The sequence below is a fragment of the Pararobbsia alpina genome, assembly GCF_965118125.1.
GTDB lineage: Bacteria > Pseudomonadota > Gammaproteobacteria > Burkholderiales > Burkholderiaceae > Pararobbsia > Pararobbsia alpina_A.
The window spans coordinates 287,266-313,158 of record NZ_OZ221287.1 but is presented as its reverse complement, the minus strand read 5'-3'; the positions used below and the strand labels follow the sequence as shown (position 1 = coordinate 313,158).

General features: G+C 62.5%; 21 protein-coding genes. 13 read left to right on the top strand and 8 right to left on the bottom strand.

Translation table 11 applies throughout. The features are described from left to right. The gene (locus ACMFWR_RS01300; protein WP_413193260.1) at positions 1-1,176 is read right to left on the bottom strand and encodes an MFS transporter; all 1,176 of its coding nucleotides are present in this window, start codon (positions 1,174-1,176) and stop codon (positions 1-3) included. Between the two features lie 450 nt (positions 1,177-1,626). Between ACMFWR_RS01300 and ACMFWR_RS01295 the strand changes: the two genes are divergently transcribed. Then, the gene (locus ACMFWR_RS01295; protein ID WP_413193259.1) at positions 1,627-2,310 is read left to right on the top strand and encodes a HugZ family protein; all 684 of its coding nucleotides are present in this window, start codon (positions 1,627-1,629) and stop codon (positions 2,308-2,310) included. Positions 2,311-2,802: 492 nt separating this feature from the next. Continuing rightward, on the top strand, positions 2,803-3,108 hold the full coding sequence (locus ACMFWR_RS01290; RefSeq protein ID WP_413193258.1) for an H-NS family nucleoid-associated regulatory protein: 306 nt from the start codon (positions 2,803-2,805) through the stop codon (positions 3,106-3,108). A 980-nt stretch (positions 3,109-4,088) separates the two neighbouring features. Here ACMFWR_RS01290 and ACMFWR_RS01285 read toward each other — a convergent pair. Together ACMFWR_RS01285 and ACMFWR_RS01280 are read right to left on the bottom strand one after the other, a co-directional pair. Continuing rightward, positions 4,089-4,559 carry an Lrp/AsnC family transcriptional regulator gene (locus ACMFWR_RS01285; protein ID WP_413193257.1) on the bottom strand — a complete coding sequence of 157 codons (471 nt, stop codon included), beginning with the start codon at positions 4,557-4,559 and terminating at the stop codon, positions 4,089-4,091. 149 nt (positions 4,560-4,708) lie between these two features. Further along, a complete protein-coding gene (locus ACMFWR_RS01280; protein WP_413193256.1) occupies positions 4,709-5,239 on the bottom strand; it encodes a GNAT family N-acetyltransferase in 531 nt (176 codons plus the stop codon). 388 nt (positions 5,240-5,627) lie between these two features. Here ACMFWR_RS01280 and ACMFWR_RS01275 point away from each other — a divergent pair, with 388 nt between their 5' ends. From ACMFWR_RS01275 to yjfF, 4 genes are all read left to right on the top strand, one after another. Continuing rightward, positions 5,628-6,596: an ABC transporter substrate-binding protein gene (locus ACMFWR_RS01275; RefSeq protein WP_413193255.1), complete on the top strand. Its 969-nt coding sequence runs from the start codon at positions 5,628-5,630 to the stop codon at positions 6,594-6,596. Positions 6,597-6,784: 188 nt separating this feature from the next. Then, positions 6,785-8,299, top strand: coding sequence for a sugar ABC transporter ATP-binding protein (locus ACMFWR_RS01270; protein WP_413194722.1), 1,515 nt, complete (start codon positions 6,785-6,787; stop codon positions 8,297-8,299). Next, positions 8,296-9,333 (top strand): ABC transporter permease, encoded by a 1,038-nt coding sequence (locus tag ACMFWR_RS01265; RefSeq protein ID WP_413193254.1) that lies wholly within the window; start codon positions 8,296-8,298, stop codon positions 9,331-9,333. Before ACMFWR_RS01270 ends, ACMFWR_RS01265 begins: the two co-directional genes overlap by 4 nt. Continuing rightward, positions 9,330-10,469: a galactofuranose ABC transporter, permease protein YjfF gene (yjfF, locus tag ACMFWR_RS01260; RefSeq protein ID WP_413193253.1), complete on the top strand. Its 1,140-nt coding sequence runs from the start codon at positions 9,330-9,332 to the stop codon at positions 10,467-10,469. The genes ACMFWR_RS01265 and yjfF overlap by 4 nt, the downstream gene beginning before the upstream one ends. 74 nt (positions 10,470-10,543) lie before the next feature. Here yjfF and ACMFWR_RS01255 read toward each other — a convergent pair whose 3' ends face one another. Then, positions 10,544-11,413: a LysR family transcriptional regulator gene (locus ACMFWR_RS01255; RefSeq protein ID WP_413193252.1), complete on the bottom strand. Its 870-nt coding sequence runs from the start codon at positions 11,411-11,413 to the stop codon at positions 10,544-10,546. A gap of 337 nt (positions 11,414-11,750) precedes the next feature. Between ACMFWR_RS01255 and ACMFWR_RS01250 the strand changes: the two genes are divergently transcribed. Then, entirely contained in the window at positions 11,751-13,499 is a 1,749-nt protein-coding gene (locus ACMFWR_RS01250; protein ID WP_413193251.1) for an IlvD/Edd family dehydratase, read from the top strand. A gap of 84 nt (positions 13,500-13,583) precedes the next feature. Here the strand turns inward: ACMFWR_RS01250 and ACMFWR_RS01245 are convergent, their stop codons facing one another. After that, positions 13,584-14,537 (bottom strand): LysR family transcriptional regulator, encoded by a 954-nt coding sequence (locus ACMFWR_RS01245; RefSeq protein ID WP_413193250.1) that lies wholly within the window; start codon positions 14,535-14,537, stop codon positions 13,584-13,586. Positions 14,538-14,653: 116 nt separating this feature from the next. Here ACMFWR_RS01245 and araD1 point away from each other — a divergent pair, with 116 nt between their 5' ends. The 3 genes from araD1 (at position 14,654) to ACMFWR_RS01230 (ending at position 17,864) form a co-directional block, all read left to right on the top strand. Continuing rightward, entirely contained in the window at positions 14,654-15,658 is a 1,005-nt protein-coding gene (gene araD1 / locus ACMFWR_RS01240) for an AraD1 family protein (RefSeq protein ID WP_413193249.1), read from the top strand. An 85-nt stretch (positions 15,659-15,743) separates the two neighbouring features. Continuing rightward, positions 15,744-17,180 carry an aldehyde dehydrogenase family protein gene (locus ACMFWR_RS01235; RefSeq protein ID WP_413193248.1) on the top strand — a complete coding sequence of 479 codons (1,437 nt, stop codon included), beginning with the start codon at positions 15,744-15,746 and terminating at the stop codon, positions 17,178-17,180. Between the two features lie 171 nt (positions 17,181-17,351). Continuing rightward, positions 17,352-17,864, top strand: a complete 513-nt coding sequence (locus ACMFWR_RS01230; protein ID WP_413193247.1) for a nucleoside 2-deoxyribosyltransferase — start codon at positions 17,352-17,354, stop codon at positions 17,862-17,864. Between the two features lie 10 nt (positions 17,865-17,874). Here ACMFWR_RS01230 and ACMFWR_RS01225 read toward each other — a convergent pair whose 3' ends face one another. Continuing rightward, positions 17,875-18,888: a serine/threonine protein kinase gene (locus tag ACMFWR_RS01225; RefSeq protein WP_413193246.1), complete on the bottom strand. Its 1,014-nt coding sequence runs from the start codon at positions 18,886-18,888 to the stop codon at positions 17,875-17,877. A gap of 141 nt (positions 18,889-19,029) precedes the next feature. Next, positions 19,030-19,242 (bottom strand): hypothetical protein, encoded by a 213-nt coding sequence (locus ACMFWR_RS01220; protein ID WP_413193245.1) that lies wholly within the window; start codon positions 19,240-19,242, stop codon positions 19,030-19,032. A gap of 250 nt (positions 19,243-19,492) precedes the next feature. On the opposite strand from ACMFWR_RS01220, the gene ACMFWR_RS01215 reads away from it, so the two are divergent. The 3 genes from ACMFWR_RS01215 (at position 19,493) to gshA (ending at position 23,982) form a co-directional block, all read left to right on the top strand. After that, positions 19,493-20,845 (top strand): MATE family efflux transporter, encoded by a 1,353-nt coding sequence (locus tag ACMFWR_RS01215; protein WP_413193244.1) that lies wholly within the window; start codon positions 19,493-19,495, stop codon positions 20,843-20,845. A 225-nt stretch (positions 20,846-21,070) separates the two neighbouring features. Next, positions 21,071-21,625: a YaeQ family protein gene (locus tag ACMFWR_RS01210; protein WP_413193243.1), complete on the top strand. Its 555-nt coding sequence runs from the start codon at positions 21,071-21,073 to the stop codon at positions 21,623-21,625. A 686-nt stretch (positions 21,626-22,311) separates the two neighbouring features. Further along, entirely contained in the window at positions 22,312-23,982 is a 1,671-nt protein-coding gene (gshA, locus tag ACMFWR_RS01205; protein WP_413193242.1) for a glutamate--cysteine ligase, read from the top strand. Positions 23,983-24,206: 224 nt separating this feature from the next. Here the strand turns inward: gshA and ACMFWR_RS01200 are convergent, their stop codons facing one another. After that, positions 24,207-25,763, bottom strand: coding sequence for an efflux transporter outer membrane subunit (locus ACMFWR_RS01200; RefSeq protein WP_413193241.1), 1,557 nt, complete (start codon positions 25,761-25,763; stop codon positions 24,207-24,209). Positions 25,764-25,893: the final 130 nt, after the last annotated feature.

Genomic DNA, 25,893 nt, shown 5'->3' with positions numbered 1-25,893 from the left:
TCAGTTTGCGACCGCACGCGTCGTGCGTGGCGAACGCAGCACGCGCGGGCCCGCGGCGGCGACCAACACGGCGCAGGCGATCACCACCGACATGCCGATCGGCAGATTGGTCGCGTGGGACGTGATGCCGATCAGCACCGGTCCGATCAGCAAACCGATATAGGCCATGGCCGCGACGCGCGCGACACCCTCTGCGGCGTGCAGTCCCGGCACTCTCGCCGCCGCCAGAAACATGACCGGCATCATGTTCGACAGCCCGAGACCCATCAGCGCAAAGCCGGCCAGCGCGACGAGCGGCATCGGCACGAGGAGTCCGAGCAGCATGCCGCCGCTCGCGAGCAGGCCGCTGCCGACCACGAGGCGTCCGTCGTCGACGCGCGCCCGCACGGCGTCGCCTGAGAACCGGCCGATCGACATGCCGCCCGAAAACGCCGCATACGCCGCACTCGCCATACCGGTGGTCGCATGCACGACATCCCGCATATAGACCGTGGACCAGTCGTACATCGCGCCTTCGGCGATCAGCGCGACAAGCGCAAGAATGCCCAGCGCAAGCACGCCGCGGCGTGCTTTGGCGCGCGCGTGCGCATGCATGTCGCCGTCCGAGGTTTCCGGCAAGCCGACGTGGGGCAGCAGATACGGCCGGGAAATCAGGATGATGATCGCGCCCACCGCGCTCGCAAGCGCGAAATGCAGGGCCGGCGCCATGCCGTGTGAAAGCGCGAAGCCGCCGGCGGCCGCGCCAGCGAGCCCGCCCAGACTGAACATGCCATGCAGCGACGACACGATGGGCTTGCCGATCGCGGCTTCGACATCGGCCGCCTCGGTGTTCATTGACACGTCGAGTGCCGCCCCGAGTGCGCCGTACAGGGCGAGCAGCACGACGACTGGCCAGTACCACGGCATCAGCAGGATCAGTGACGTCATCAGGCAGGCACCGAGTCCGCCGACCGTGCATGCCGTACGCGTCCCGACGCGGGCCGCCCACTTGCCGACCTTCGGCATGGCCAGAATCGATCCGCCGGCGACCGCGAACAGCGCGACCGACAATTGCGCATCGTCGAGACCGAACTTCTCCTTGACGGTCGGCACATGCACGCCCCAGGACGCGAAGACCCAGCCGGCGGTAAAGAACAGGCCCATGCTGGCCAGGCGCGCGCGTCGCGCAGTTTGCATCGATACAGGCTCGGAAGCTTGGGAGTCGGACACGGAAATCGGCTTTGTGCGGTTGAGTGAATCGGATACGTGAGTCAACGATCGGCGGGAACACGCAGGTGGCCGCGGTGGCGGGTTCGAGCCGTCGCGTCCTGCATTGCAGCGACCACCCTACCCGGCCCACGGGGCGACCATTCTAGCCTTTTCGGGACATGTATTCCGTGACCGTTGCCGCCATTTCTGACGGCGCTCGCCGGGGAAACGCGGCCAGCGACCCCGCATCTGGAACGCAGGCAACGCCGAACGCGTGTAACTTATGGGGCTTGCAGTGTGCTTGCCGCCTGTGCTCCGTTGTGCGACCCGTCTGACCCTGGTGACCTGACTGACCTGAAAGGCCTGTCGTTGGTGGCCTGTCCGACCGTCTACCCTTCGGCGCTCTTGTGACTTTTTTATCAAGCCCTTCGCATTCCCGTGAACGTTTCCCTCGACGAACCGCTTCATCTGCTCCACACGACCCGCTTCGGCACGCTCGCGACGCGATCGCGTGAAGACGCCTGCCCGTATCCGACCGTGCTGCCGTTCGCGCCCGATGCGCGCCACCGGCCGGTCGTCCTGGTCAGCCGGCTGGCCGAACACACGCGCAACCTCCAGGCCGATGCACACGCGGGCTTCCTGCTGTTCGACGCGTGCACGCCCGATGTCCTGTCGGCCCCGCGCACGACGCTGACGGGCCGCGCCGTGCCGAGCGAGTGCGCCGGGAGCGGCGCCGTATCCCCGGTGCGGCGCTATTTGCGCTATCACCGCGACGCGGAACGCTATCTGGCGCTCGGTGATTTCTCGTTTTTTACGTTCGTCCCTGCGCGCCTGCGTCATATCGGTGGTTTTGGCGCGATGGGCTGGATCGATGCGCACGAACTCAATACCGTGGCGCCGCTCGACGACGCGGAAGAAACGGCGTTGCTCGATGGCCTCGCCGATTCGCTGCCTTCGACAATATCGCTGCTGGGTATTGACCGATTCGGAATCGATTTTGAGATTGACACCCGGCGAATGCGCGAGAAATTTGATGCCCCCGCCACCGATTCAGCCGGTTTGAACACGGCACTTTCCGATGCGATTTCGAAGATCGCCGACAAATCCGCAACGATTCGATGAGCGATAAGTGCGACGGATCGTCGCATTCGGTCTGTTTGATCGCCCGATAATGATCTCAATTATTTCAGTTTTGTAAGTAGCGGCGATTCGATCAAGAACGCAATCCTCATACAATAAACACTTGATCATTTCGCTCATCGAATGGTCGTCCTATTCGAACCGCCGCTGCTATCTCCGTGTCTTTTCAGTGGTTTCTGCAGGCGCTTCATACGCACAAAGCCGCCAACCCTACGCCCTTCATACGATCGAACGAGCAGGTTTGTGAACCGATCTGTCTAGCAATGGTCTGATTGACCACGTAAATTCTTCCGACGATTGCACAAAAAGTTTAATAATCGATAACACCGTGAATACCCGAGATTGCTTTCCATTCAGTGAATGGCTCATGTACTATTCGAACTAGCCATAAATGCAGTACCCAGTGACGACATGCGCTCATTCGCGGCGGCGTGATTGAACGGCATGATGACTCATACACAAAAAGGAATCGCAATGTCTTCATACAAGGAACTGCTCGCACAACGCGAGAAGCTGGAAAAGCAGATCGAGGAAGCCAAGGAACGCGAGTTCACGGCAGTGGTCGAGGACATCAAGCAGAAAATGGCCGATTATGGCGTGACGCTCGCTGATCTGGGCATTACGGCAGGCCGCGGCGCCAAGCTCGGTAAGGTCCGCGCCCGCGCTGGCGTTGCACCGAAGTATCGTGATCCGAATAGCGGCAGCACGTGGTCGGGCCGCGGCAAGCCGCCGAAGTGGATTGCCGGTCAGAATCGCGATCAATTCCTGATCCAGAAGTAAGTCGCTCAACGCCGAAATATGATTGATCTGCTCCGTTGACCTCAGGCAGCAAGCCGCCAATGCGTCGACTACCGTTCGACCGTTGCTTCTGATTCAGCGGAATATTTCTGGCTTACCCGCCGCACGAGACGCCGCCCGATGACTTTCTCATCGGGCGGCGTTTTGCTTCCTGCAGCGACAAACACAGAGCTCCGGCGATCCAGGTAGCTTTTGCCAGACCGTCCGCATGAGTCGTTGCGTCAATTGCGTTCCATCTCGCGCGTTATTGGCAATCGGCTTGGTGATACACGTCACAGCGTGTAAGGCAATTCTTCACGCACTGAATTAAGTCTGACAAATATGTAGCTTAATTCTGAATCGAAAGCCGAATCCGGAATCGAATATCCGCAAAGCAAGTAATGCGCGGTAAGGCAATTGACACAACAAGAGATGACCGCGAATGCGCCGGTCCAGGAATCGCCCGCCATCCCCCAGCACAAATCGGTCGTTTACAGCAAGCAAATCGGGTCGGGGACGAACAAACATTGAACAATCGTGATAAGGGGGGTGCGAGACGGCGCTTTGCGCGAGCGAGATCTGATCCGATCAATTCGCCTTAATCGATTCAGCCAAATGGTCAGGATTCGTACAGGATGATGAATCCGATATTTTTTTGCTTCGACAGGTCATATTCCTGCCGCGCATTCAGATAGTCGGACTACCGTGGGCAGTCCAGACCGGCGAAGCGGGTGAAATGGGTGAAACGGGCGAACCCGACCGCCGGAACACACGGACGAATCAAGTGGAGCGAGCCGGAGCACGAAACAACAAGGTGAGACATCAAGGCGAAACGACAGGGCGAAAGAACGGAGCAAAACAATGAGGCGAAACGACCGGGCGAGCGGCCACGCATCGCCCACCTGATTTCGCCCGCCTGATTTTGCCCGCCAGACATCGCCGGCCTGTTTTCGCCCGACCCAGGCAACAAGACCGCCTTCAGTTCAAAGCGGGAGCTGCGTGTCGAATTTGATTTCCCGGAGCACGACGCTCGTCCGGACCTGAGCCACGGCCGGAATCTTGAAAATCCGTTCGTGCAAAAAGCTGTCGTACGCCTTGATATCGGTCGCGACGATTTTGAGGATGTAGTCCGCCTCGCCCGTCGTGCTGTAGCACTCGGTCACTTCCGGATAGGCCGATATCTCGCGTTCGAACGCTTCGGCCCCCCCTTCGGTATGGCGAGCAAGATGGATATGCGCGAGCGCGCAGACATGGAGGCCCAGCTTTTCGCGGTCGAGCAGCGCGGTATAGCGCTGAATGACACCCGACTGTTCCATGTCCTTAATGCGGCGCCAGCACGGGGTGCTCGACAAACCCACCTGGTCGGAGATTTCCTGAACCGAACGGCGGGCGTCGAGCTGCAAGAGGCGCAGGATTCGCTGCGAAAACGCGTCGAGTGCCAAGGTGCCTCCCATGGGGTCGTTTTTCTCAAAATACTAGGTCGCCACCGAATGGAAAGCAACGCGGATGGGCGCTCTGAGTACACTTTTTTTGTCCACCGCGAGTTCCGGTTCGCTGCGCCGTGTCTCCCCGGCCGCCGAACCTCGCTGTTTTCTCTTTGTTCTTAAAGCATTCCCAGGCTGCTCGGCGCACGCGCGAGTTCCTGCGCGCCGCGCATCGGCTGCAGCACGGCGTCGAGCGCAGTCGGCGCGCGCCAGCTCATGCCGATATGTGGCATACCGTAGTCGAGGTACGGACCGTCGACCTTGCGGAAACGGAACTGTTCGTAAAACGCCTTCAGAAAAGTCGGCGCACTGAGCCGGACCAGATGACCCGGCCAACGCGCAGCGACTTCACGCTGCAAATGCTCGAGCAACAATTCCGCCGTGCCGTCGCCACGCCGCTGGGCGTTCGTGAACAGGCGATCGACGAGCACTTCGGGCTCGTCGTCCGAATTCGCGCTCAGACGCGCGTAGGCCGCAATCGGCATGGGTCCCGATTCCAGCGCAAACACATGCACGGCGCCCTCGTCCTTGCCGTCGATGTCCAGACGAACACACGACTGTTCAACGACGAACACGGCGCTGCGTGCACGCAGAATGTGGTACAGCTCGAGCGACGACAGCTCGGCAAAGGTCTTACAGGTCCAGTTCATGGCAGGCTAACCCCTCTTCGCGTCATAGGTCCCGGCGACGCTGTGTTGGCATCGCTTGCCGTTCCATGCCCCCGTCAGGCACTCCCTCGCGATGCTGTTTTCTGCTTTTGAATGAGCATAAGCAACACACGAAGCGCCGTATGTACGCGCGCGCACGGTGAGGAATTGTCTGAATTGATCAGGGAATTCCCCAAACAGGCCATTCGGGAGAAAAACACGTGCATCGCGGCCGGCTTTGACTGAAGCGCGTTCCCGAGCATCCATATCGGTTTCGATATGCATCGTGGACTAAATGGGATTAGACGCTGCCATAGGCCGTTGCTAGGCTGAAAAAGGAGTCGGGTCCGCCGACCCGGCCGTATGAGAAAAACGAAATCAGGAGACAGACATGGCTGACGTCAAGCGGAGCGGCATTCGCGCGCTCGTTGCTGCTGCATTGCTCGTTTCTGCAAGCTTCGGTGCGCACGCCGCCGACAAGCAGATCACGCTGGGTTTTTCACAAGTCGGTGCTGAAAGCGCATGGCGCACGGCCAACACCGAGTCGGTCAAGAGCAGCGCCCCCGCTGCCGGCATCAATCTGAAGTTCGCCGACGCCCAACAGAAACAGGAAAACCAGATCAAGGCGATCCGCTCGTATATCGCCCAGAAGGTAGATGTCATCGCGTTCTCGCCGGTCGTCGAATCGGGCTGGGAACCGGTGCTGCAGGAAGCCAAGGCCGCCAAGATCCCCGTGATCCTGACGGACCGCAATATCGATGTGAAGGACACGTCGCTCTACGTGACGATGATTGGTTCGGACTTCCTCGAAGAAGGCCGTCGCGGTGGCCGCTGGCTCGAAGAGCACTATAAGGACAATCCGGGCCCGATCAACATCGTCGAGCTGCAAGGCACCGTGGGTTCGGCACCGGCCAACGACCGTCACGCCGGTCTGGTCGAAGTCATCAAGAACGATCCGAAGTTCCATATCATTGCGTCGCAGTCGGGTGACTTCACGCTCGCAGGCGGCAAGCAAGTCATGGAAGCCTTCGCAAAGACCTACGCCGGCAAGTTCAACGTGGTCTACGCTCATAACGACGATATGGCACTCGGCGCGATCCAGGCCATGGAAGAAGCCGGCATGCACCCGGGCAAGGACATCCAGGTCGTTTCGTTCGATGCGACGCACGGCGGCTTCCAGGCGATGGTCGACGGCAAGATCAATGTCGACGTCGAATGCAGCCCGCTGCTCGGACCGCAGCTGATGCAGGCGGCGAAGGACGTCGTCGCAGGCAAGGAACTGCCGAAGCGCATCAAGACGGAAGAAACGGTCTTCACGCAAGCCGATGCGGCGAAGATCATGCCGACGCGCAAGTACTGATCGATCCTCGCGCCGCCGTCCCCTCGGCGGCTTTAACGTAGTTCGATAACCGGTTGTTCCATCGCCGTTGCGCCCCGCGCAGCGGCGATTTGTCGCATCGGTTTCTGGCATCGGTTCCGGCCGTGATCATGACTCAAGACACTGTACTCAACGACGCCCCGCCGACCTCGGTTGCCCCCGTGTTGCAGATGACGGGCATCGACAAGCGGTTCCCCGGCGTCCACGCGCTGCGCAATGTCGATTTCCGTTTGCTGCCCGGCGAAGTCCATACGCTGATGGGCCAGAACGGCGCCGGCAAATCGACCCTGATCAATGTGCTGACCGGCGTGTTCGCGCCCGATAGCGGCGAGATCGTGCTCGAAGGCGAAAGCGTGCGTTTCGCGTCGCCGAAGCAGGCCGAAGCCTACGGGGTGCGCACGCTGTATCAGGAAGTGAATCTGTGCCCCAATCTCTCGGTGGCCGAGAACATCTACGCCGGGCGCCAGCCGATGCGCAACGGCAAGATTGACTGGGCCGCCATGCGCGACGGCGCGCAAGCCGCGCTCGCCCGCCTCAATATCGCGCTCGATGTCAGCAAGGCCCTCGACTATTACCCGATCGCGATCCAGCAGATGGTCGCGATCGCCCGCGCACTCAGCGTCGACGCGCGCGTGCTGATCCTCGACGAGCCGACCTCGAGCCTCGACGAAGACGAAGTCGCACGCCTGTTTGCCGTGCTGCGCCAGCTCAAGCAAAGCCGTATCGCGATTCTGTTCGTCACACACTTTCTCGAGCAGACGTACGCGATTTCCGACCGCATCACGGTGATGCGCAACGGTGAACGCGTCGGCGAATGGCTTGCGCGCGACCTGCCCGCCGCGCAACTCGTGGCGAAGATGGTCGGCCATAAAGGCATCGGCGAGCGCCTCGAACAAACGGCCGCCCAGCTCGGCGAGCAACTCGACGAGCAAACGGCCGCCGAGGGGTCCTCGGTTCCGCCGTTTGTCGAAATGCGCGGCGTCGGCCGGCGCGGCCAGATGCAGCCCGTCGATATCGATATCCGCCGCGGCGAGATCCTCGGCCTTGCCGGCCTGCTCGGTTCGGGCCGTACGGAAACTGCGCGGCTGCTGTTTGGTGTCGATCGCGCCGATACCGGCGACGTGGCCTTCGACGGCACGAACGTCAAGCTGCGCTCACCGCACGACGCCGTCGCCCAAGGCATCGGCTACTGCCCCGAAGATCGCAAGCGCGAAGGCATCGTGGCCGAACTCTCGATCCGCGAAAACATCGTGCTGGCCCTTCAGGCCAAGCTCGGCTGGCGTCGCTTTATCCGCCGCAAGAAACAGCGCGCGATTGCCGACGACTACATCAAGCGGCTCGGCATCAAGGCCTCGGACGCCGAGCAGCCCATCGGCCTGCTCTCGGGCGGCAATCAGCAAAAGGTCCTGCTCGCGCGATGGCTCGCGACCGAGCCGCAATTGCTGATCCTCGATGAACCCACGCGCGGCATCGACGTCGCGGCCAAGTTCGAAATCATGGATCAGATGCTCGCGCTGTGCGCCAAGGGCCTCGGCATTCTGTTCATCTCGTCCGAAGTCACCGAAGTCACGCGCGTAAGCCATCGCGTCGCCGTGCTGCGCGACCGGACCAAGATCGCCGAGCTCAACGGCCGTGAAGCGACGGACGACAATATTTATCGACTGATCTCGGGGGCCTCGGAATGACCACCAACGATTCATCGGGCGGGCTGCGCGGGTTCCTCAAGAGCCCGCTCATCTGGCCGGCCCTGACACTGATCCTGCTGATCGTGCTGAACCTCGCCGTGCATCCGAATTTCCTCGGCATCCGGATGCTCAACGGCCATATGTTCGGCGCGCCGATCGATATCCTGAACCGCGCCGCGCCGCTGACACTCGTCGCGCTCGGCATGACGCTCGTTATCGCGACGCGCGGCATCGACATTTCGGTGGGCGCCGTCGTGGCCATCGCGGGCGCAATGGCTGCCACGCTGCTGGCACCCAGCATCACCTCGCACGGCTACCCGGTCGCGGTGGCAGTGCTTGCCGCCCTCGCCGTCGGCTTGCTCAGCGGCATCTGGAACGGCACGCTGGTGTCGTTCGTCGGCATGCAGCCGATTATCGCGACGCTGATCCTGATGGTCGCCGGCCGCGGTGTCGCCCAGCTGCTGACCGCCGGACAGATCATCCCGATCTCGACACCCGCGTATCTGTTTCTCGGTGGCGGCTACCTGCTCGGCATGCCGTTCTCGGTCTGGGTCGCCGTCGTTGTCGTGCTCGGCACGTTCGCGCTGATGGAAGGCACCGCGCTCGGACTCTTTATTCGCGCGATCGGCGTGAACCCGACGGCCACGCGTTTCGTCGGCCTGCGCATGAAGGCGATCGTGTTTCTCGTCTATGTGTTCTCGGGCCTGACCGCTTCGCTTGCCGGCGTGCTGATCAGCTCCAACGTACGCAGCGCCGACGGCAACAACGCGGGGCTGCTGCTCGAGCTCGATGCGATTCTCGCCGTCACGCTCGGCGGCACCTCGCTGCTCGGCGGACGCTTCAGCCTGATGGGCACCGTGCTCGGCGCGCTGATCATCCAGACCCTGACCTACACGACTTATTCGATCGGCGTGCCGCCCGAGGCGAATCTCGTCGTCAAGGCGGCGGTCGTACTCGTCGTGAGCATCATCCAGTCGCCCACGGCCCGCTTCTATCTCTTCTACGCGTTCGGCAAACGGAGCGTCGCATCATGAATATCCGCTCGCTGCTGGTGTCGCGCCTTGCGGCCATCACGGATCCGCGGACCCTGCCGCTGACCGTTACCATCGTGCTGTTCGCCGCGCTGTTCGGGTTCGGCTCGGTCATGTACACCGGGTTCTTCTCATTGCAGGTGCTGCTCGACCTGCTCGTCGACAACGCGTTTCTGCTGATCGTCGCGATCGGCGTCACGTTCGTGATTCTCTCCGGCGGGATCGATCTGTCGGTCGGCTCGGTCGTCGCGTTCACGACGATCGCCGAAGCCGTGATGGCCGAGCACTGGCACTGGTCCGTGTGGGTCATCGTGCCGATCGTGCTGCTGATCGGCACGGCCTTCGGTGCCGCGCAAGGTGCGTTGATCCACTTCTTCAAGCTCCAGCCTTTCGTGATCACGCTGGCCGGCATGTTCGTCGCACGCGGCGTGTGTTTCCTGATCACGCTCGACTCGATCCCGATCACCGATCCGACGTTCAAGGCCATCTCGACGCTGCGCATTCCTGTCGGCTCGGCAGCGGTCAGCACGAATGTGGTCATTGCAATCGTGACGCTGCTTGCGGCGGTGTGGGTTGCGCATTACTCACGCTTCGGCCGCAATGTGTATGCGATTGGCGGCAATGAGCGGTCCGCGTTGCTGATGGGTCTGCCGGTCGCATCGACCAAGGTCGGCGTCTATGCGTTGTCCGGATTCTGCTCGGCGCTCGGCGGCGTGGCCTTCACGTTTTACGTGCTGTCGGGCTATGGCCTGCAGGCGCAAGGCATGGAGCTCGATGCCATCGCCGCAAGTGTGATCGGCGGCACACTGCTTACCGGCGGAGTCGGGTATGTTGTGGGTTCGCTATTCGGCGTCGGCATTCTCGGCACGATCCAGACACTGATCACCTTCGACGGAACGTTGAGCTCGTGGTGGACCCGCATTTTCATCGGCGCACTGCTCTGCGTGTTCTGCCTGCTGCAACGCGTGATCGAGCGCCATGCGCGCGCCGACCGTCGCACCGGGGGCACGGCTCAGGGCGGACGCGTGCAACACGTCGACCGGCCGTCATCGAGCAAGCCGGCCGTGCAAAACGCGACCGAAGGATCGATCACCTCGCATGCATTGAACGGAACGACGCATCGCCCGACCTTATCGTGATCCGCGTGACCCGCGTGATTCGCGTGACCGGCATGGCCAGCACGACCAGCGTGAAGCGCGCAACTCGCCCGGTGTTACCGCCGGGCGTCTTCGAGATACAGCTCGGCCGCGCGTTCGCGAATCGTCTCGAGCACGGCGAAGGCCGCAGGCGAGAGCGGCGCTTCACCGAGCGTTGCAATGCCGAACGGGTCCATGCGGCAATCGAGTTCGATCGGCACCATCGCGCCGATGCCGTGGCTCACGTAGTACTCGGTGACTTCGCGCGGCAACAGCGCGACCGTATCGGAACGGCCGACGAGACTCGTGATCAGCAGCTGCGCGCCGGTCTCGACGAAATCGGCCGGGGGCGTTACCCGGCTCACGCGGAACAGCTGATCGAAGCGCCGGCGCAGCACGGAACCGGCCTCGGGCACCACCCACGGCCAGCGCGCGAGGTCGCTGAGCGTGACGTCGGCGGCGTTGGCAAGCGGATGGCCCGTGCGGACCATCGCGCAGACGTCCTCGCCGCCCAGCGGTTCGAATTCGATGTCCTGATTGTTTTCTTCCTCGAGCGGGCGGGCGAGCACGATGTCGAGCTCGCCCTGGCGCAACATCGGAAACAGCGTATCGCTCGATTCGACGCGCACGATCAGGCGGACTTGCGGAAAACGTTGCTTCACGCGCACCACGGCGTCGGGAATCAGTGCCGTCGCCGGCGACATGATCGTGCCGATGCGTACCACCCCCGTCAGGCCCGATTTCATCGCGGCGATTTCGGAGAACGCGTGATCGACGGCCGACAAGGCGGTGCGCGCATGACGAATCATGCTGTCGCCGAACCACGTCGGTTGCAGTCCGCGCGGAAGGCGTTCGAACAAGGGGATGCCCATCAGCTCCTCGAGTTCGCGCAGCACGCGCGACGCCGCGGGTTGCGACATGCCGAGGCTTTCGGCCGAGCGGGCCATGTTGTGGGTCTCGTCGAGGCTGACGAGCAATCGAAGCTGTTGCAGCCTCAAACGACGCTGCGGCATCCTGTCTTGCGGGGCGTTATCCATCAATGTATTCGACAGCCAAGAGGACAAGTGTGGACGCGCGAACTATACCAATTTTTGTATGCCTGACGGCTGACATTTCATTAGACGCCCCCCCATGCGCACGACTACGCTCGATGCCTTTGTAATGCCCCTCGCAACTGGAGACGTTGCGATCGGCATGGCGCATTGCAGCATGCGCACAGGGATAGAGTGACGGGTCGGGCGCAAGCGTGCGGCTGGACCTTGAAGGACACGGAGAGAGAAGACAATGAGCAGCGACCATTCGAACGACAACAAAAACGGCAAGAAACCCCTGCGCAGCGCGGCCTGGTTCGGCATCGAAGGCAAGGACGGCTTCCTGCACCGCTCGTGGATGAAAAACCAGGGCATCCCCCACGACAATTTCGACGGACGTCCCGTCATCGGCATCTGCAACACGTGGTCGGAACTGACGCCGTGCAACGCACACTTCCGTGAGCTCGCCGAATATGTGAAGCGCGGCGTGCGCGAAGCGGGCGGCCTGCCGCTTGAATTCCCGGTGATGTCGCTCGGCGAAACGAATCTGCGCCCGACCGCGATGATGTTCCGCAACCTCGCGTCGATGGACGTCGAAGAGTCGATCCGCGCAAACCCGATGGACGGCGTGATCCTGCTCGTCGGTTGCGACAAGACGACGCCGTCGCTGCTGATGGGCGCTGCATCGTGCAATCTGCCGGCGCTCGCCGTGTCCGGCGGTCCGATGCTCAACGGCCGTTTCCGCGGCAAGCATATCGGCTCGGGCACGGGCGTGTGGCAGATGTCCGAAGAAGTCCGTGCGGGCACGATGACGAAGGAAGAATTCACCGAAGCCGAGTCGTGCATGAACCGTTCGCGCGGCCACTGCATGACGATGGGCACGGCGTCGACGATGGCCTCGATGGTCGAATCGCTCGGCATGGGCCTGCCGCACAATGCAGCGATCCCGGCCGTCGATGCACGCCGCCAGGTGCTCGCGCATATGGCGGGCCGCCGTATCGTCGACATGGTTCGCGAAGACCTGACGATGGACAAGATCCTCACGCGTCAGGCCTTTGAAAACGCGATCCGCACGAATGCTGCGATCGGCGGCTCGACGAACGCCGTGGTCCACCTGATCGCGATCGCACGCCGCATGGGCGTCGAGCTGTCGCTCGAAGACTGGGAACTCGGCTCGGAAGTGCCGTGCCTCGTGAACCTGCAGCCGTCGGGCGAATACCTGATGGAAGACCTGTACTACGCAGGCGGTCTGCCCGCAGTGCTGCGCCAGCTCGGCGAAAAGGGTCTGCTGCACAAGGACGCGCTGACCGTGAACGGCAGCACGATCTGGGACAACGTCAAGGACGCGCCGAACTACGACGAGAAGGTCATCACGAAGTTCGATGCACCGTTCAAGGCGAAGGCCGGTATTGCCGTGCTCAAGGGCAATCTCGCGCCGAACGGCGCCGTGATCAAGCCGTCGGCTGCGACGGCGAGCCTGCTCAAGCACCGTGGCCGTGCGGTCGTGTTCGAGAACGTCGAAGAACTGCATGAGAAGGTCGACGACGAATCGCTCGATATCGACGAAAACTGCGTGATGGTGCTCAAGGGCGCGGGCCCGAAGGGGTATCCGGGCTTCGCCGAAGTCGGCAATATGCCGCTGCCGGCCAAGGTGCTGCGCAAGGGCATCACCGATATGGTCCGCATCTCGGACGGCCGCATGAGCGGCACGGCCTACGGTGCGGTCGTGCTGCACGTGTCGCCTGAAGCCGCTGCCGGCGGTCCGCTGGCGCTCGTGCAGACGGGCGACATGATCGAGCTCGATGTCGAGGCACGCAAGCTGCACCTCGAGGTGTCGGATGAAGAACTCGAGCGCCGTCGCCAGGCATGGGTCAAGCCGGAATCGCCGAAGCGCGGCTACTACAAGCTCTATGTCGAGCACGTGCAGCAAGCGGATCAGGGCGCGGACTTCGACTTCCTCGTCGGCGGCTCGGGCGCACCGGTGCCGCGCGACTCGCACTAAGCGCGCGACATTCGCAAAAACGGCCCGCCAGTGATCGACTGGCGGACCGTTTTATTTGCAAGATCGATCCGGACCGACCGGCATTTATCCGTCGATTTCCACGCCCTGGTCGTGCATCAATGACACACAGCATTCGATAAAGGCCTCGACTGGTTGCGAGTGCGGTGCGCCTTTTCGCGTCACGATGCCGAACGGGACGCTCGTGCGATTGACCTGCAACGGCAACACCTTGAGCAGGCCGCTCGTTTCGAAGTACGACGCCACCATGCTCGGCATCATCGCGACCATCTGATCGTCGGAACGCAGCAACGAGACCGTCGCAAACGTCGACGAAGTTTCGAGCGCGTGGGCAGGGAAGTCGATGCCCGCGTCGTCGAAGACCTGTTCGAGCACGAGACGCATCGGCATCTGCGCCGAGAACACGATCCACTGCAGATCGGCGAGCTCACGCAATTGCACACGCTTGCGTGATGCAAGCGGGCTGTTTGCCCCCACGACGAATTCGAGCCGCTCCGCCGCAAGCGGCACGAAGTCATAGGCCTCGGTATGCATGCTGACGTTCGGGCGTCCGAGCACGACGTCGAGTGCGCGCTGGTCGAGCATGCCGAGCAATCGCGCACTTGTGTCCTCGGATACCTCGACGGAAATATCGGGTTGCCGGTCACGCAGCATGCGCAAGGCGGGCGTCATCCATGTCGGTATCGCGCCCATCACCGCACCTACCGCGAGCGTGCCGCCGCTGCCGCGCAGAATGCCTGCGATCTCTTCACGCAAATCACCGAGCTCGGAGCGAATCAACCGAGCATGCCGGATCACGCTGCGTCCGACTTCGTTCGCAGCGATGCCGCGCGACGAACGCACAAAGAGTTCGGTTCCGAAAGTCGTTTCGATCTCGCGCAGCGCCTTGGTGATGGCGGGCTGGCTCAGGGCCATCTGCGTCGCGGCCTTGCGCACCGATCCCGTTTCATCGAGCGCGATAAGCAGGGCGAGATGATGGCCGCGCAGACGGCGCATGATCGAATGAATGCTGGGCAGCACGGCGATAACCTCTGGTTTTCACGTGATCCTAATGTTTCATTATCGAAGGGGAGGTCCGGCAAGTAAACTTTTTGAGTGCCTGCGGAAGGTTGGCGGGCGGCTTACTAAACGAAAACATGCGACTTCTTCAGTTCAAGCTGGCTTCCGGCCAACGCGCTGTCGGCATCACCGGCATCGATGGCGACGACAACACCGTCAAGATCCTCAAGCAAACCGATAGCGTCATCTCACTCGCCAATGCCGCGATCGTGGCGAAGCACTCGCTTGCGGCCGAAGTCGCGAAGCGCGGCACCGAAGGCACGGACTCGGTCAGTGCCATTCTTTCCGAGGGCCGCGCACTGCCGCCGGTCGATCATCCGGATCCCGCACACTGGTTCGTCAGCGGCACGGGCCTCACGCATCTGGGCAGCGCCACGACGCGCGACAGCATGCACCACAAGCTCGCGAACGAAGAGTCGCTGACCGACTCGATGAAGATCTTCAAGTGGGGCGTCGACGGCGGCAAGCCCGCGTCGGGCGAGATCGGCTCGCAGCCTGAATGGTTCTACAAGGGCAACGGCGAATCTGTCGTCGCTCCGGGTGCGGCACTGCCGTGGCCGAGCTTCGCCGAAGACGCGGGTGAAGAGCCCGAACTGGCCGCGCTCTATGTGATCGGGCCGGATCGCAAGCCTTACCGTATCGGTTTCGCGCTCGGCAACGAATACTCGGATCACGTGATGGAACAGCGTAACTACCTGTACCTCGCGCATTCGAAGCTGCGTTACAGCTCGTATGGCCCCGAAGTCGTTGTCGGCGATTTCCCGCAGCACGTGGAAGGCAACACGCAGATCCTGCGCGACGGCAAGGTCATCTGGGAAAAGCCGTTCCTGTCGGGCGCGCAGAACATGTCGCACACGCTCGAGAACCTCGAGTTCCACCACTTCAAGTATGAGCAGTTCCTGACGCCGGGCGACCTGCACGTGCATTTCTTCGGCACCGCGACGCTGTCGTTCGCCGACGGCATCCGCACGCAGCTTGGCGATGTGTTCCGTATTTCCGCACCGGGCTTCGGCGCCGCACTGTCGAACCCGATCGCTGCACTCGAAACCCGCAATGCGCCGGGTTCGGTCGTGCAGCTCTAAGCAACCGGTCACCCCTGGCAGGGGGTATTTGGCGCGCGCATCTCGTCTCCAGGGGGGTGCGCGCGTTTTTTCTTGGATCTTCAAAATGGCTGAGTACAAGAATCTGATCAACGGCGAATGGGTTGCCGGCGCGAGCGTGAGCCGCAATATCAACCCATCGGACACCGCCGATGTCGTCGGCGAATACGCGCAAGCCGATGCCGCGCAGGCAAAGCTGGCTGTGCAGGCAGCGCGCGCCGCATTCCGCTCGTGGTCGCTTTCGACGCCGCAGCAACGCTTCGACATCCTCGATCGCGCAGGCTCGACGATCCTTGCGCGTAAGGAAGAACTCGGTCGCCTGCTGTCGCGCGAAGAAGGCAAGACACTGCCGGAAGGCATCGGCGAAGTCGGCCGAGCAGGCCAGATCTTCAAGTTCTTCGCGGGCGAAGCGCTGCGTATCGGCGGCGAGATCGTGCCCTCGGTGCGCCCGGGCATGACCGTCGAAATGATCCGCGAGCCGCTCGGCGTCATCGGCATGATCACGCCGTGGAACTTCCCGATCGCGATCCCTGCATGGAAGATCGCGCCGGCGCTCGCCTATGGCAATACCGTCGTCATCAAGCCCGCCGATCTCGTGCCCGGCAGCACGTGGGAGATCGTCAATATCCTCGTCGAATCGGGTCTGCCTGCAGGCGTGCTCAATCTCGTGATGGGCCGCGGTTCGGTCGTGGGCGATGCGATCGTGGGTTCGCCCGACGTCGATGCCGTGAGCTTCACGGGTTCCGTCGCGACGGGCCGCTCGATTGGTGCGAAGTGCTTTGCAGCCGGTCAGAAAGTCCAGCTCGAAATGGGCGGCAAGAACCCGATGGTCGTCATCGACGACGCCGATCTCGGTGTCGCGGTCGATGCCTGCCTGAACGGTGCGTTCTTCTCGACGGGGCAGCGTTGCACGGCATCGAGCCGCCTGATCGTGACCGACGGCATTCATGACCGCTTCGTCGCCGCGCTGACCGAGAAGATGCGCGCGCTGCGTGTTGGTCATGCACTCGCCGCCGACACGCAGATCGGTCCGGTCGTCGATGCGAAACAGCTCAAGCAGGATCTCGACTACATCGGCATTGCGCGCGGCGAAGGTGGCATTGTCGTCGGCGGTGAAGAGGTCAAGCGCGATACGGAAGGCTTCTTCCTCGCACCGGCACTCGTGACCGGCACGACGAACGCGATGCGCATCAACCGTGAAGAAGTGTTCGGTCCGGTCGCATCGGTGATTCGAGTCAAGGACTACGAGGAAGCGCTGGCCACCGCAAACGATACGGAGTTCGGCCTGTCGACCGGTATCTGCACGACATCGCTCAAATACGCTTCGCACTTCAAGCGTCATGCGCAAGCCGGCATGGTCATGGTCAACGCGGCGACGGCCGGCGTCGATTATCACGTGCCGTTCGGCGGCCGCAAGGGATCGAGCTACGGTGCGCGCGAGCAGGGTGCGTATGCGCGCGAGTTCTATACGACCGTGAAGACGGCGTACGTGAACGCGGGTTGAGCGGGACTCGCCCGATCGTCATCTCTCGCTCGTTATCCGGATGCTGACCGGAGATCGGGCGGCGTTGAGATGACGATGATCGGGCGATTCTTCGAATCGCTATACACTCCGTGTCGATGGATTCGTTTTTGACGGCCCCGCGGGCTGTCCCACATCGACACGGAGTTTCGATTGGAAAGCATCTATCTTGCCGGCTTCGACGTCTTCCGACCCGATGCGGTCGAGCGCGGCGCCGAGCTCAAGCGACTCTGCGCGCAATACGGTTTCGAAGGACTCTATCCGCTCGACAATTCACTACCCGATGGACTGCATGGGCATGAAGCGGCAAACTGGATCTACGAGCACAACATCGCGCTGATTCGCGATGCAGACCTGGTTCTCGCCAATTTCAATCTGTTCCGCGGGCTCGAACCCGACTCGGGCACGGCATTCGAAGTCGGCTTCGCAATCGCCCTCGACAAGCCGGTCTGGGCCTATATCGCCGATGCACGCACGATCGTCGAACACGTGCCGCATCACGCCGGCCCGAATGGCGTCATCCTGGACCATCGAGGCTATTCAGTCGAAGACTTCGGCCTGCCACGCAACCTGATGCTCGCGTGTTCATCACGCATCGTTGTTGGCGACGCGGAGCACTGTCTCAAGACGATCCACGAATCGCGCAGCGAAGTGCCGAGAGAATAGGTGCTTGAGTTCAGACCGGCCAAAGCGGCGGCTCTGCCATCGCTGCGACTTGCTCGCGCAGTTCGAGGACCCGGTCTTCCCAGTAGCGTTGTGTGTTGAACCACGGAAACGCGGCGGGAAACGCCGGATCGTTCCAGCGTCGCGCGAGCCATGCGGAATAGTGAATCAGCCGCAGCGTGCGCAGGGCTTCAACAAGATACAGCTCACGCGAGTCAAACTCGCAGAAGTCTTCATAGCCCGCCAGCAAATCGGCGAGCGCCGCGGTTTGCTCCGCACGTCCTGCCGGCAACAGCATCCAGAGATCCTGAATGGCGGGTCCCATCCGGCTATCGTCGAAATCGACGAAGTGCGGACCGGCATCAGTCCAGAGCACATTGCCGCCGTGACAATCGCCGTGCAGCCGGATCGGCTTGATGTCGCCTGCACGCTCGAATGCCGCTTCGATGGCTTCAAGCGCGAGCGCGACCACGGTCTGATACGCGGAGCGCAAATCGGCCGGCACGAAATCGTGTTCGAGCACAAACGTGCTCGGCTCGCGGCCAAACGTGTCGATATCGAGCGCGGGTCGCGACACATAGGGCTCGAGTGCGCCGACCGCATGAATCCGGCCGAGAAAACGACCAAGCCACGTCAGCGTGTCGCGGTCCTCGAGTTCAGGCGCGCGACCGCCGCGACGATCGAAGATCGAGAAGCGAAACCCCGCATGCGTGTGCAGCGTGCAACTCTCGATCGCGCGCGCGGGTACCGCCGGAATCTCGCGTTGCGCGAGTTCGGCCACAAAGGCGTGTTCTTCGAGAATCGCCCCATCGGACCACCGCGCGGGACGATAGAACTTGGCAACGATCGGCGCATCACCATCGATGCCGATCTGATAGACGCGGTTCTCGTAACTGTTGAGGGCAAGCAGACGACCATCGGGCCAGAGCCCGACACTTTCGATGGCGTCGAGCACGCACTCGGGCGTGAGGCCGTCGAACGGCACATCAGCCGACGGAGGATTCGCGGAGGGAGCAGACGAGTTCATGCCGACATTCTGCCCGACGCGGACAGGCGCGGTCGACCCGTCATTGACCTGACGCTTTCAACGCGCGGGTGATCGCGGGTGATCGCTACGCAGCACGGGACTCGAACCGAAGGGCGCGCATGAGCGAGCCGCGGCCCCGCGTTAATGCATCGATTGACTCGGGGACGGAATCTGATCACCCGTATCGATCAGATCTTCAATAAAAAAGGGCTCGGTATTGAGCTTTCGCGATGCGCCAGGGTGACCTTCGTACCACGTCACCATCGCCATATTGCCGAGGATGCGTGTGACGATGCCGAGCGCACCGGCCGGCACCGCAATATGCGTGGACTTCACGATGGAGCCGATCTGCATGATAGTTCCGTATCTGTTGTCGTGGCCGGGTCGTGTTCGTACAGTGCCCGGCTGCAGGACATTCTATGCCTGTGCGCGCTGAACGCAACGACGAAACATCGCCGTTGCACGCGTAAACTGCCGTAATGCGCTCCCTTTTTGTTCGTGCTGGGTGCGTGCTTCAAGTCATTCCATTTCTTTCATCCGTGCAGGTCGAGGCCGCCCCATCGATAATGGAGCCCTTTCGCCACGACTCCCGAGAACCCACTAATTGAGCGCGCCGGCCACTCTCTCCACACCCACCACGGAATTTCCGTCGACGTCCGGCGCGTGGCATCGCAAGGTCCTGAGTCTGTCGATCCCGATCATCCTGGCGAACCTCGCGCAGCCCGTCTTGTCGGCCGTCGATACCGCGATCGCGGGTCATATGTCCGATATCGCCGTACTCGGCGGCGTTGCGTTGGGCGGCCTGTTCTTTTCGTTCGTGTTCTGGGGCTTCGGTTTTCTGCGCATGGGAACGACCGGCCTCGTTGCGCAAGCCTTCGGCGCCGGCGGCGATGAAGCCCTGCGCGCAATCGTGCTGCGTGCGCTCGCTTTAGCAGTCGGGTTCGGTCTGGTCCTGCTCGCGTTACGCGCACCCTTGATCCATACGGTGATCGGGCTGCTCGGCGGCAGCGCGACCGTGCAACGCAATGCGATCGAATACTGCTCGGCGCGCATCGACTCCGCGCCGTTCGTGCTCGCCAACTTCGTGATCCTCGGCTATCTGCTCGGTGCGCAGCGGGCGCGGCTCGCCTTGCTCGTCCAGCTCGTCATCAACATCGTGAACGTCGTCGCCGTGCTCGCGTTCGTCTATGTCTTTCATTGGGGTATCGCGGGCATCGGTGCCGCAACGGCATGTGCCGATACGGTCGGCTTCGTGCTGGGCGTCGTGCTGCTCGCGATGCTCCGACCGCGCGGCCTGCCGCGGATTCATTGGCCGTCGATCTTCGAGCGCAAGGCAATGCTGCATATGATCGGCATCAACCGCGATATCTTCGTTCGTACAGCCTGCCTGCTCGTGAGTTTCGGATGGTTTGCGCATGCAGGCGCGAAGCTCGGCGACACGGTACTGGCCGCCAATGCATTGCTGCTCAACTTCCAGACGTTCATGGCGTATGCACTCGACGGGTTTGCCAATGCCGCCGAAGCGCTCGTCGGAGCGGCGCTCGGTGCACGGCATCGCGAGGCACTGCGCCAGGCGATTCGCGTCACGTTGATCTGGACGGGAGGCGGAGCGCTGGCGTTCAGCGCGTGCTATCTGGCGGTCGGGCCGTGGATCATCGATCAGTTGACCGACCAGCCCGCCGTGCGCGCCACGGCACGCGTGTTTCTGCTGTGGGCCGCGGCGTCGCCGCTGTTGTCGGCCTGGAGCTTCGCGCTCGACGGCATGTTCATCGGCGCGACGCGCACGCGCGAGATGATGGTGTCGATGGCCATTGCGATGACCGCGTTCCTCGTCGCCGCCGTGAGCCTCGAACATTTCTTCGGCAATCACGGATTGTGGGCCGCTTTCATGCTGTTCATGATCGTGCGCGCGATCACGCTCGCTGTCCGTGTGCCGAGGTTGATGCTTGCGGCCTGATCGGATCGCTTGATCGGGTCGCTTGATCGGGTCGCTCGATTGGGTCGCTTGACGGGGTCGCTTGACGGGGTCGCCTGATCGGGTCGCGCAGTCTCTTGATGACGGCAGACGCGGCCGTTTGCGCCGCGACGTCACACGCACTCGGCGAGCACATCGGCAACAGCATCGACTGTCGCACGCACCGGGGTATCATCGCGCCTCGCCCTCGAATTCGACTCTGCGCTCATGGCCCTCAAATCGACCATCTACAAGGCCGACCTTCAAATTGCCGATATGGATCGGCATTACTACGCCGACCACGCTCTCACGATCGCCCTGCATCCGTCGGAGACCGACGAACGCATGATGGTGCGGCTGGTCGCGTTCGCGATGTTCGCAAGCGAACGGCTCGAATTCTGCAAGGGGTTGTCCGATGTCGATGAACCCGATCTTTGGGAGACCGATCTGACCGGTGCCATCGTGCAGTGGATCGACGTGGGTCAACCCGATGATCGCCGCATTCTTAAAGCAGCCGGACGTTCCGAGCAGGTTCGCGTGGTCTGCTATGGCGGCAAGGCTTCAGATGTCTGGTGGAAGCCGCTCGAGTCGCGCGTCGCGCGCGTTCGCAACCTGACGGTACTCAACCTGAAAGAGGGCTGCGCCGCCGCGCTCGCGGCCATGGCGCAACGGACCATGCGCCTCCAGTGCACGATTCAGGACGGGCAGATGTGGCTCGGGAACGGCGAGTCCGAACCGGTGCTCGTCGAATGGGATCGTTGGCGCGAGCCGACGGCTCGATAAGCCCGATCGGGCTTCGACGCATCAACGAGGCATCGCCGCGCAGCTCGAATAGCGCTGTCTCGTACCGGCAATATTGACCGGCTCGACGGGGCCGCCTGGATGGGTCCCCGCCCGGGCGCGGGCCGGCCGCGTTTTTCAGTTCGAAGGCCCGCAGCATAAAAATCTCGGCCACCTCGTCGGCCTCCACGCCCGCGTCGCGCGATTCGCCTCATGTCCCGATCTCCGATCACCCCGATTCCCGCCTGACCACCCAGCCAGCCCCGGCGTTATGGCCTTTTCGATGACGATCGACCGGGTTCGTGCGTTTTCGATGGACGAAAAAAAGCCCGCCAATTTGGCGGGCTGAATCCATATCAGGAGGAGACATGGAGGAGACAGGTGCAATACTAGCGGAAACACTGCTGCGCCGCAATACGCAAGTGGGGTTTGCCAGCAACGTATTTTTCTGCCAACACGTCATTTTGACTAATTGAATATTACGAGAGGCGGTGCTAGGGCGAGTTCTCGCGAATGTGGGCGGCCGCACCGCTTCTTTTCGGATCGCGACCTAAAATGACCGGAGAGGGTCGCGCTGAGCAACCCTTTGGAGCTAAAGGCCTTCGCTCAACAGGGTCTCGACCCGCTCGGGGCAAGCATTTGAGCGAAGTGTTAAAGTGCCCGTCACTTCATGACCCCACCATCCGAGCATGTCTAATTCTTCGCCGCACGTGATGTCGGCACCGCTGGTTTCGGCGACCGACACGACGACGAACGTTGCCAGCCCCGAGCGTCTCGCGGCCGGACTGGCATTGCTCGGAGCGCAGCCGAACCGCGCGTTGCTGTCGCAGGGTCTGCATGGCATCGAAAAGGAAAACCTGCGCGTCACACCGGCGGGCACGCTCGCGATGACGGAGCATCCCGCCGCGCTGGGTTCGGCACTGACCCACGACGCGCTGACGACCGACTACTCGGAAGCACTGCTCGAATTCATTACCGGCGCCCATGCGGAAGGCGCCGACACGCTCGAAGAACTCGATACATTGCACCGCTTCGTCTATTCGGCCATCTCCGACGAGCTGCTCTGGAATCAGTCGATGCCGTGTCCGTTGCCGGAAGAGGCCGACATTCCCATCGCGCGCTACGGCACGTCGAACATCGGTCGCCTCAAGCACGTGTACCGCCAGGGTCTGGCCGTGCGTTATGGCAAGACGATGCAGTGCATCGCCGGCATCCATTTCAACTGGTCGCTGAACGATGCGCTCTGGCAACGTCTGCGCGACGCCGAGCCCGAACACGCACGCTGCGCGTCGATTCAGGACTATCAGTCGGCCCGTTATTTCGCGCTGATCCGCAACTTCCGCCGGTACAGTTGGCTGTTGATGTATCTGTTCGGCGCGTCGCCCGCGCTGGACGCCGGATTCGTGCGCGGTGCAAAGCACACGCTCGAAGCGCTCGGCGATCACACCCTGTATCTGCCGTATGCGACTAGCCTTCGCATGAGCGACCTGGGCTATCACAACACCTCGGCACAAGCCGACCTGCTGCCGAACTACGATGACCTCGACAGCTATGTGAATTCGCTGGCGCGCGCGGTCAGTCAGCCGTATCCGCCGTATGAAGCCATCGGCACGCAACGCGATGGCGAGTGGGTGCAGATCAATACCAACGTGCTGCAGATCGAAAACGAGTTCTACTCGTCGATCCGGCCGAAGCGTGTCGCGCGTTCGGGCGAACGCGCGCTCGCGGCCCTCGCAAACCGCGGCGTCCAGTACGTTGAAGTCCGCTGCCTTGATATCGATCCGTTCGAGCCGATCGGCATCGCCGAATCGACCGTGCGGTTTATCGATGTCTTCCTGCTGATGTGCGCACTCGACGACAGCCCACGCCTGAGCCCGTCCGGCTTGACCGAGAGCTCGGACAACTTCGGCCGCGTATCGCGCGAAGGTCGTCGCCCCGGTGTCACGCTGATGCGCGAAGGCGCCGAAATCAGCATGCGCGACTGGGCCGACGCGTTGTTCGAGCGCATGGCGCCTGCTGCTGCGCTGCTCGACTCACTGCGCGAAGACGGGGCACATGAGACCTCACTCAGCACTCAGCGCGCCAAGCTCGCCGATGTTTCGCTGACGCCTTCGGCGCGGGCGCTCGCTGCGCTGATCGACAGCGGCGCGTCGTTCGCCGAGTTCAATCTCGCGCAAAGCCAGCGCATTGCCGACGACTACCGTGCGCGCCCGTTGCCCGCGGACGTGCAACAGCGCTTCGAGACACTCGCACGCGAATCGCTCGAGCGTCAGGCCAAGATCGAGCGCGAAGAAGTCGGCAACTTCGACACCTTCGTCGCGGCGTATCGCGCGTTCACGCTGAATCGATATTCGAATTGATTCGAGAGGGCGGGGTTCGCTGCAGCGAAACACGTGCTGATACTGACACCGCGCCGATATTCGACGGTCGCGGAAACGCCAGCGCCGGCTGGCCACACCGCCGAATGGACTCAGGCATTGCAGTTGGGGCCCGTGGCGGTGCGCGTTACGTAGCTGCCAGCGCGCCGCAGATCACTGCCCGAAAGAACACGAACCGCGATCCGCTGAGCTGTCCCCCGACCGCCTCACGACGACGAAGCGGCGTTCGCCGTCGGCGCGGCCGGTGCTGCTGCCGGTGCGTTGGCTGAGGCTGCGGCCGGCGCAGCCGGATCCGTGTTCATCTGGCCAACATCCCATCCGCCGCCCAGCGATTTGATCAGACCCACCGCTGACACCATGCGCTGCCCCGAGATATTGGCAAGCGTCTGCTCGGACTGATACGCCGCCGTCTGCGAAGTGATCACGTCGAGATAGGTCGTCGTGCCGGCCTTGTACTGGTTCGTCACGATATCGAGCGCCTGGCGCGCGGAATCGACGGCCGCGCGTTGAATCACGATCTGTTGCTCGAGCACGCGCAGCGACACGAGATTGTCCTCAACGTCCTGAAATGCCGTGAGCACCGTCTGGCGATAGTTCGCTGCTTGCTGGTCATACGTGGCGCGCGCGGCATCGACTTGCGCGCCGCGCAGGCCCGCATCGAACAGCGTTGCGGCCATTTGCGGCCCGATGGTCCAGAACCGCGACGGCGCGGTCAGCAGGTCGCCGAACAGCGAGCTCTGGAAACCGCCCGTGGCCGACAGACTGATCGTCGGGAAATACGCCGCAATCGCCACACCGATCTGCTCGTTGGCCGCTGCGGCCCGGCGCTCGGCTGCGGCGACGTCGGGCCGGCGTTCGAGCAGCGTTGTCGGAAGCTGCACCGGCACGGCGGGCGGCTCGGCGGCCAACGGCATCACCGGAATCGAGAACGTCGACGCGGGTTCGCCGACCAGCACCGCAATCGCATGCTCGAATTGCGCGCGCGCGATGCCGTTGTTGACGGCACTCGACTGAGCCGATTGCAACTGCGTCTGCGCCTGCAACACATCGGAACGCGCCGCGACACCCTGTGCGTAGCGGTTCTTCGTGAGATCGAGCGATTTTTGATAGGCGACGACCGTATCGTCGAGTAGCTTCTGCGTGGCGTCGAGCGCGCGCAGCTGGAAGTAGTCTTGGGCCAGCGTGGCTTGCGCGGAAAGCCGCGCGTTACCGACGTCGGCGGCGGCCGCCTGCTGGCCGGCCTTTTCCGACGCAACTTCGCGTCGTACCTTGCCCCAGACGTCGAGTTCCCAGCTTGCGTCGCCCTGCAACGAGTAGTTGTTCGAGATGCCCGAGGAATTCAGCGAACCGTTGCTCGACACGAACGATGAGCGGCCGGAGCCCGAGCGTGTCGCATTGGCGGTCAGTCCGATCGTCGGGAAATACGCGGCGCGAGCTTCGGCCACCAGCGCATGCGCTTGCCGGTACGCGGCCTCATAGCCGGCGATCGTCTGGTTCGAGACGTTGACCTTTGCCTCGAGCGTGTTCAGCGTGTCGTCGTTGAACACGACCCACCAGTCGCCGCGATCGTGCTGATCAGACGGTTCAGCGACCTTCCAGCCGGGTGCGGCCTCCTTGAAGTTCGCCGGCACGGCCACCGTCGGGCGCGAATAGTCAGGGCCGACTGCGCAACCGGCGAGCACGACACAGCACAGCAGGGCGGATGCTCCGGCCACGGCGTGCGGTGCAAAGGGAAAGGGACGAGTCGAACGACGAACGGGCATCAAGAATTCCTGCGGCGGGATGGGTCGGGCAACCTCGCTTATCTTAAACGCGAGGCGCCTCCATACGAAGCAGCAAGAGTAGCGGCGCACCGCACGGCTGTCAGTTCCCCGACAGCGCGGACTGGTTACT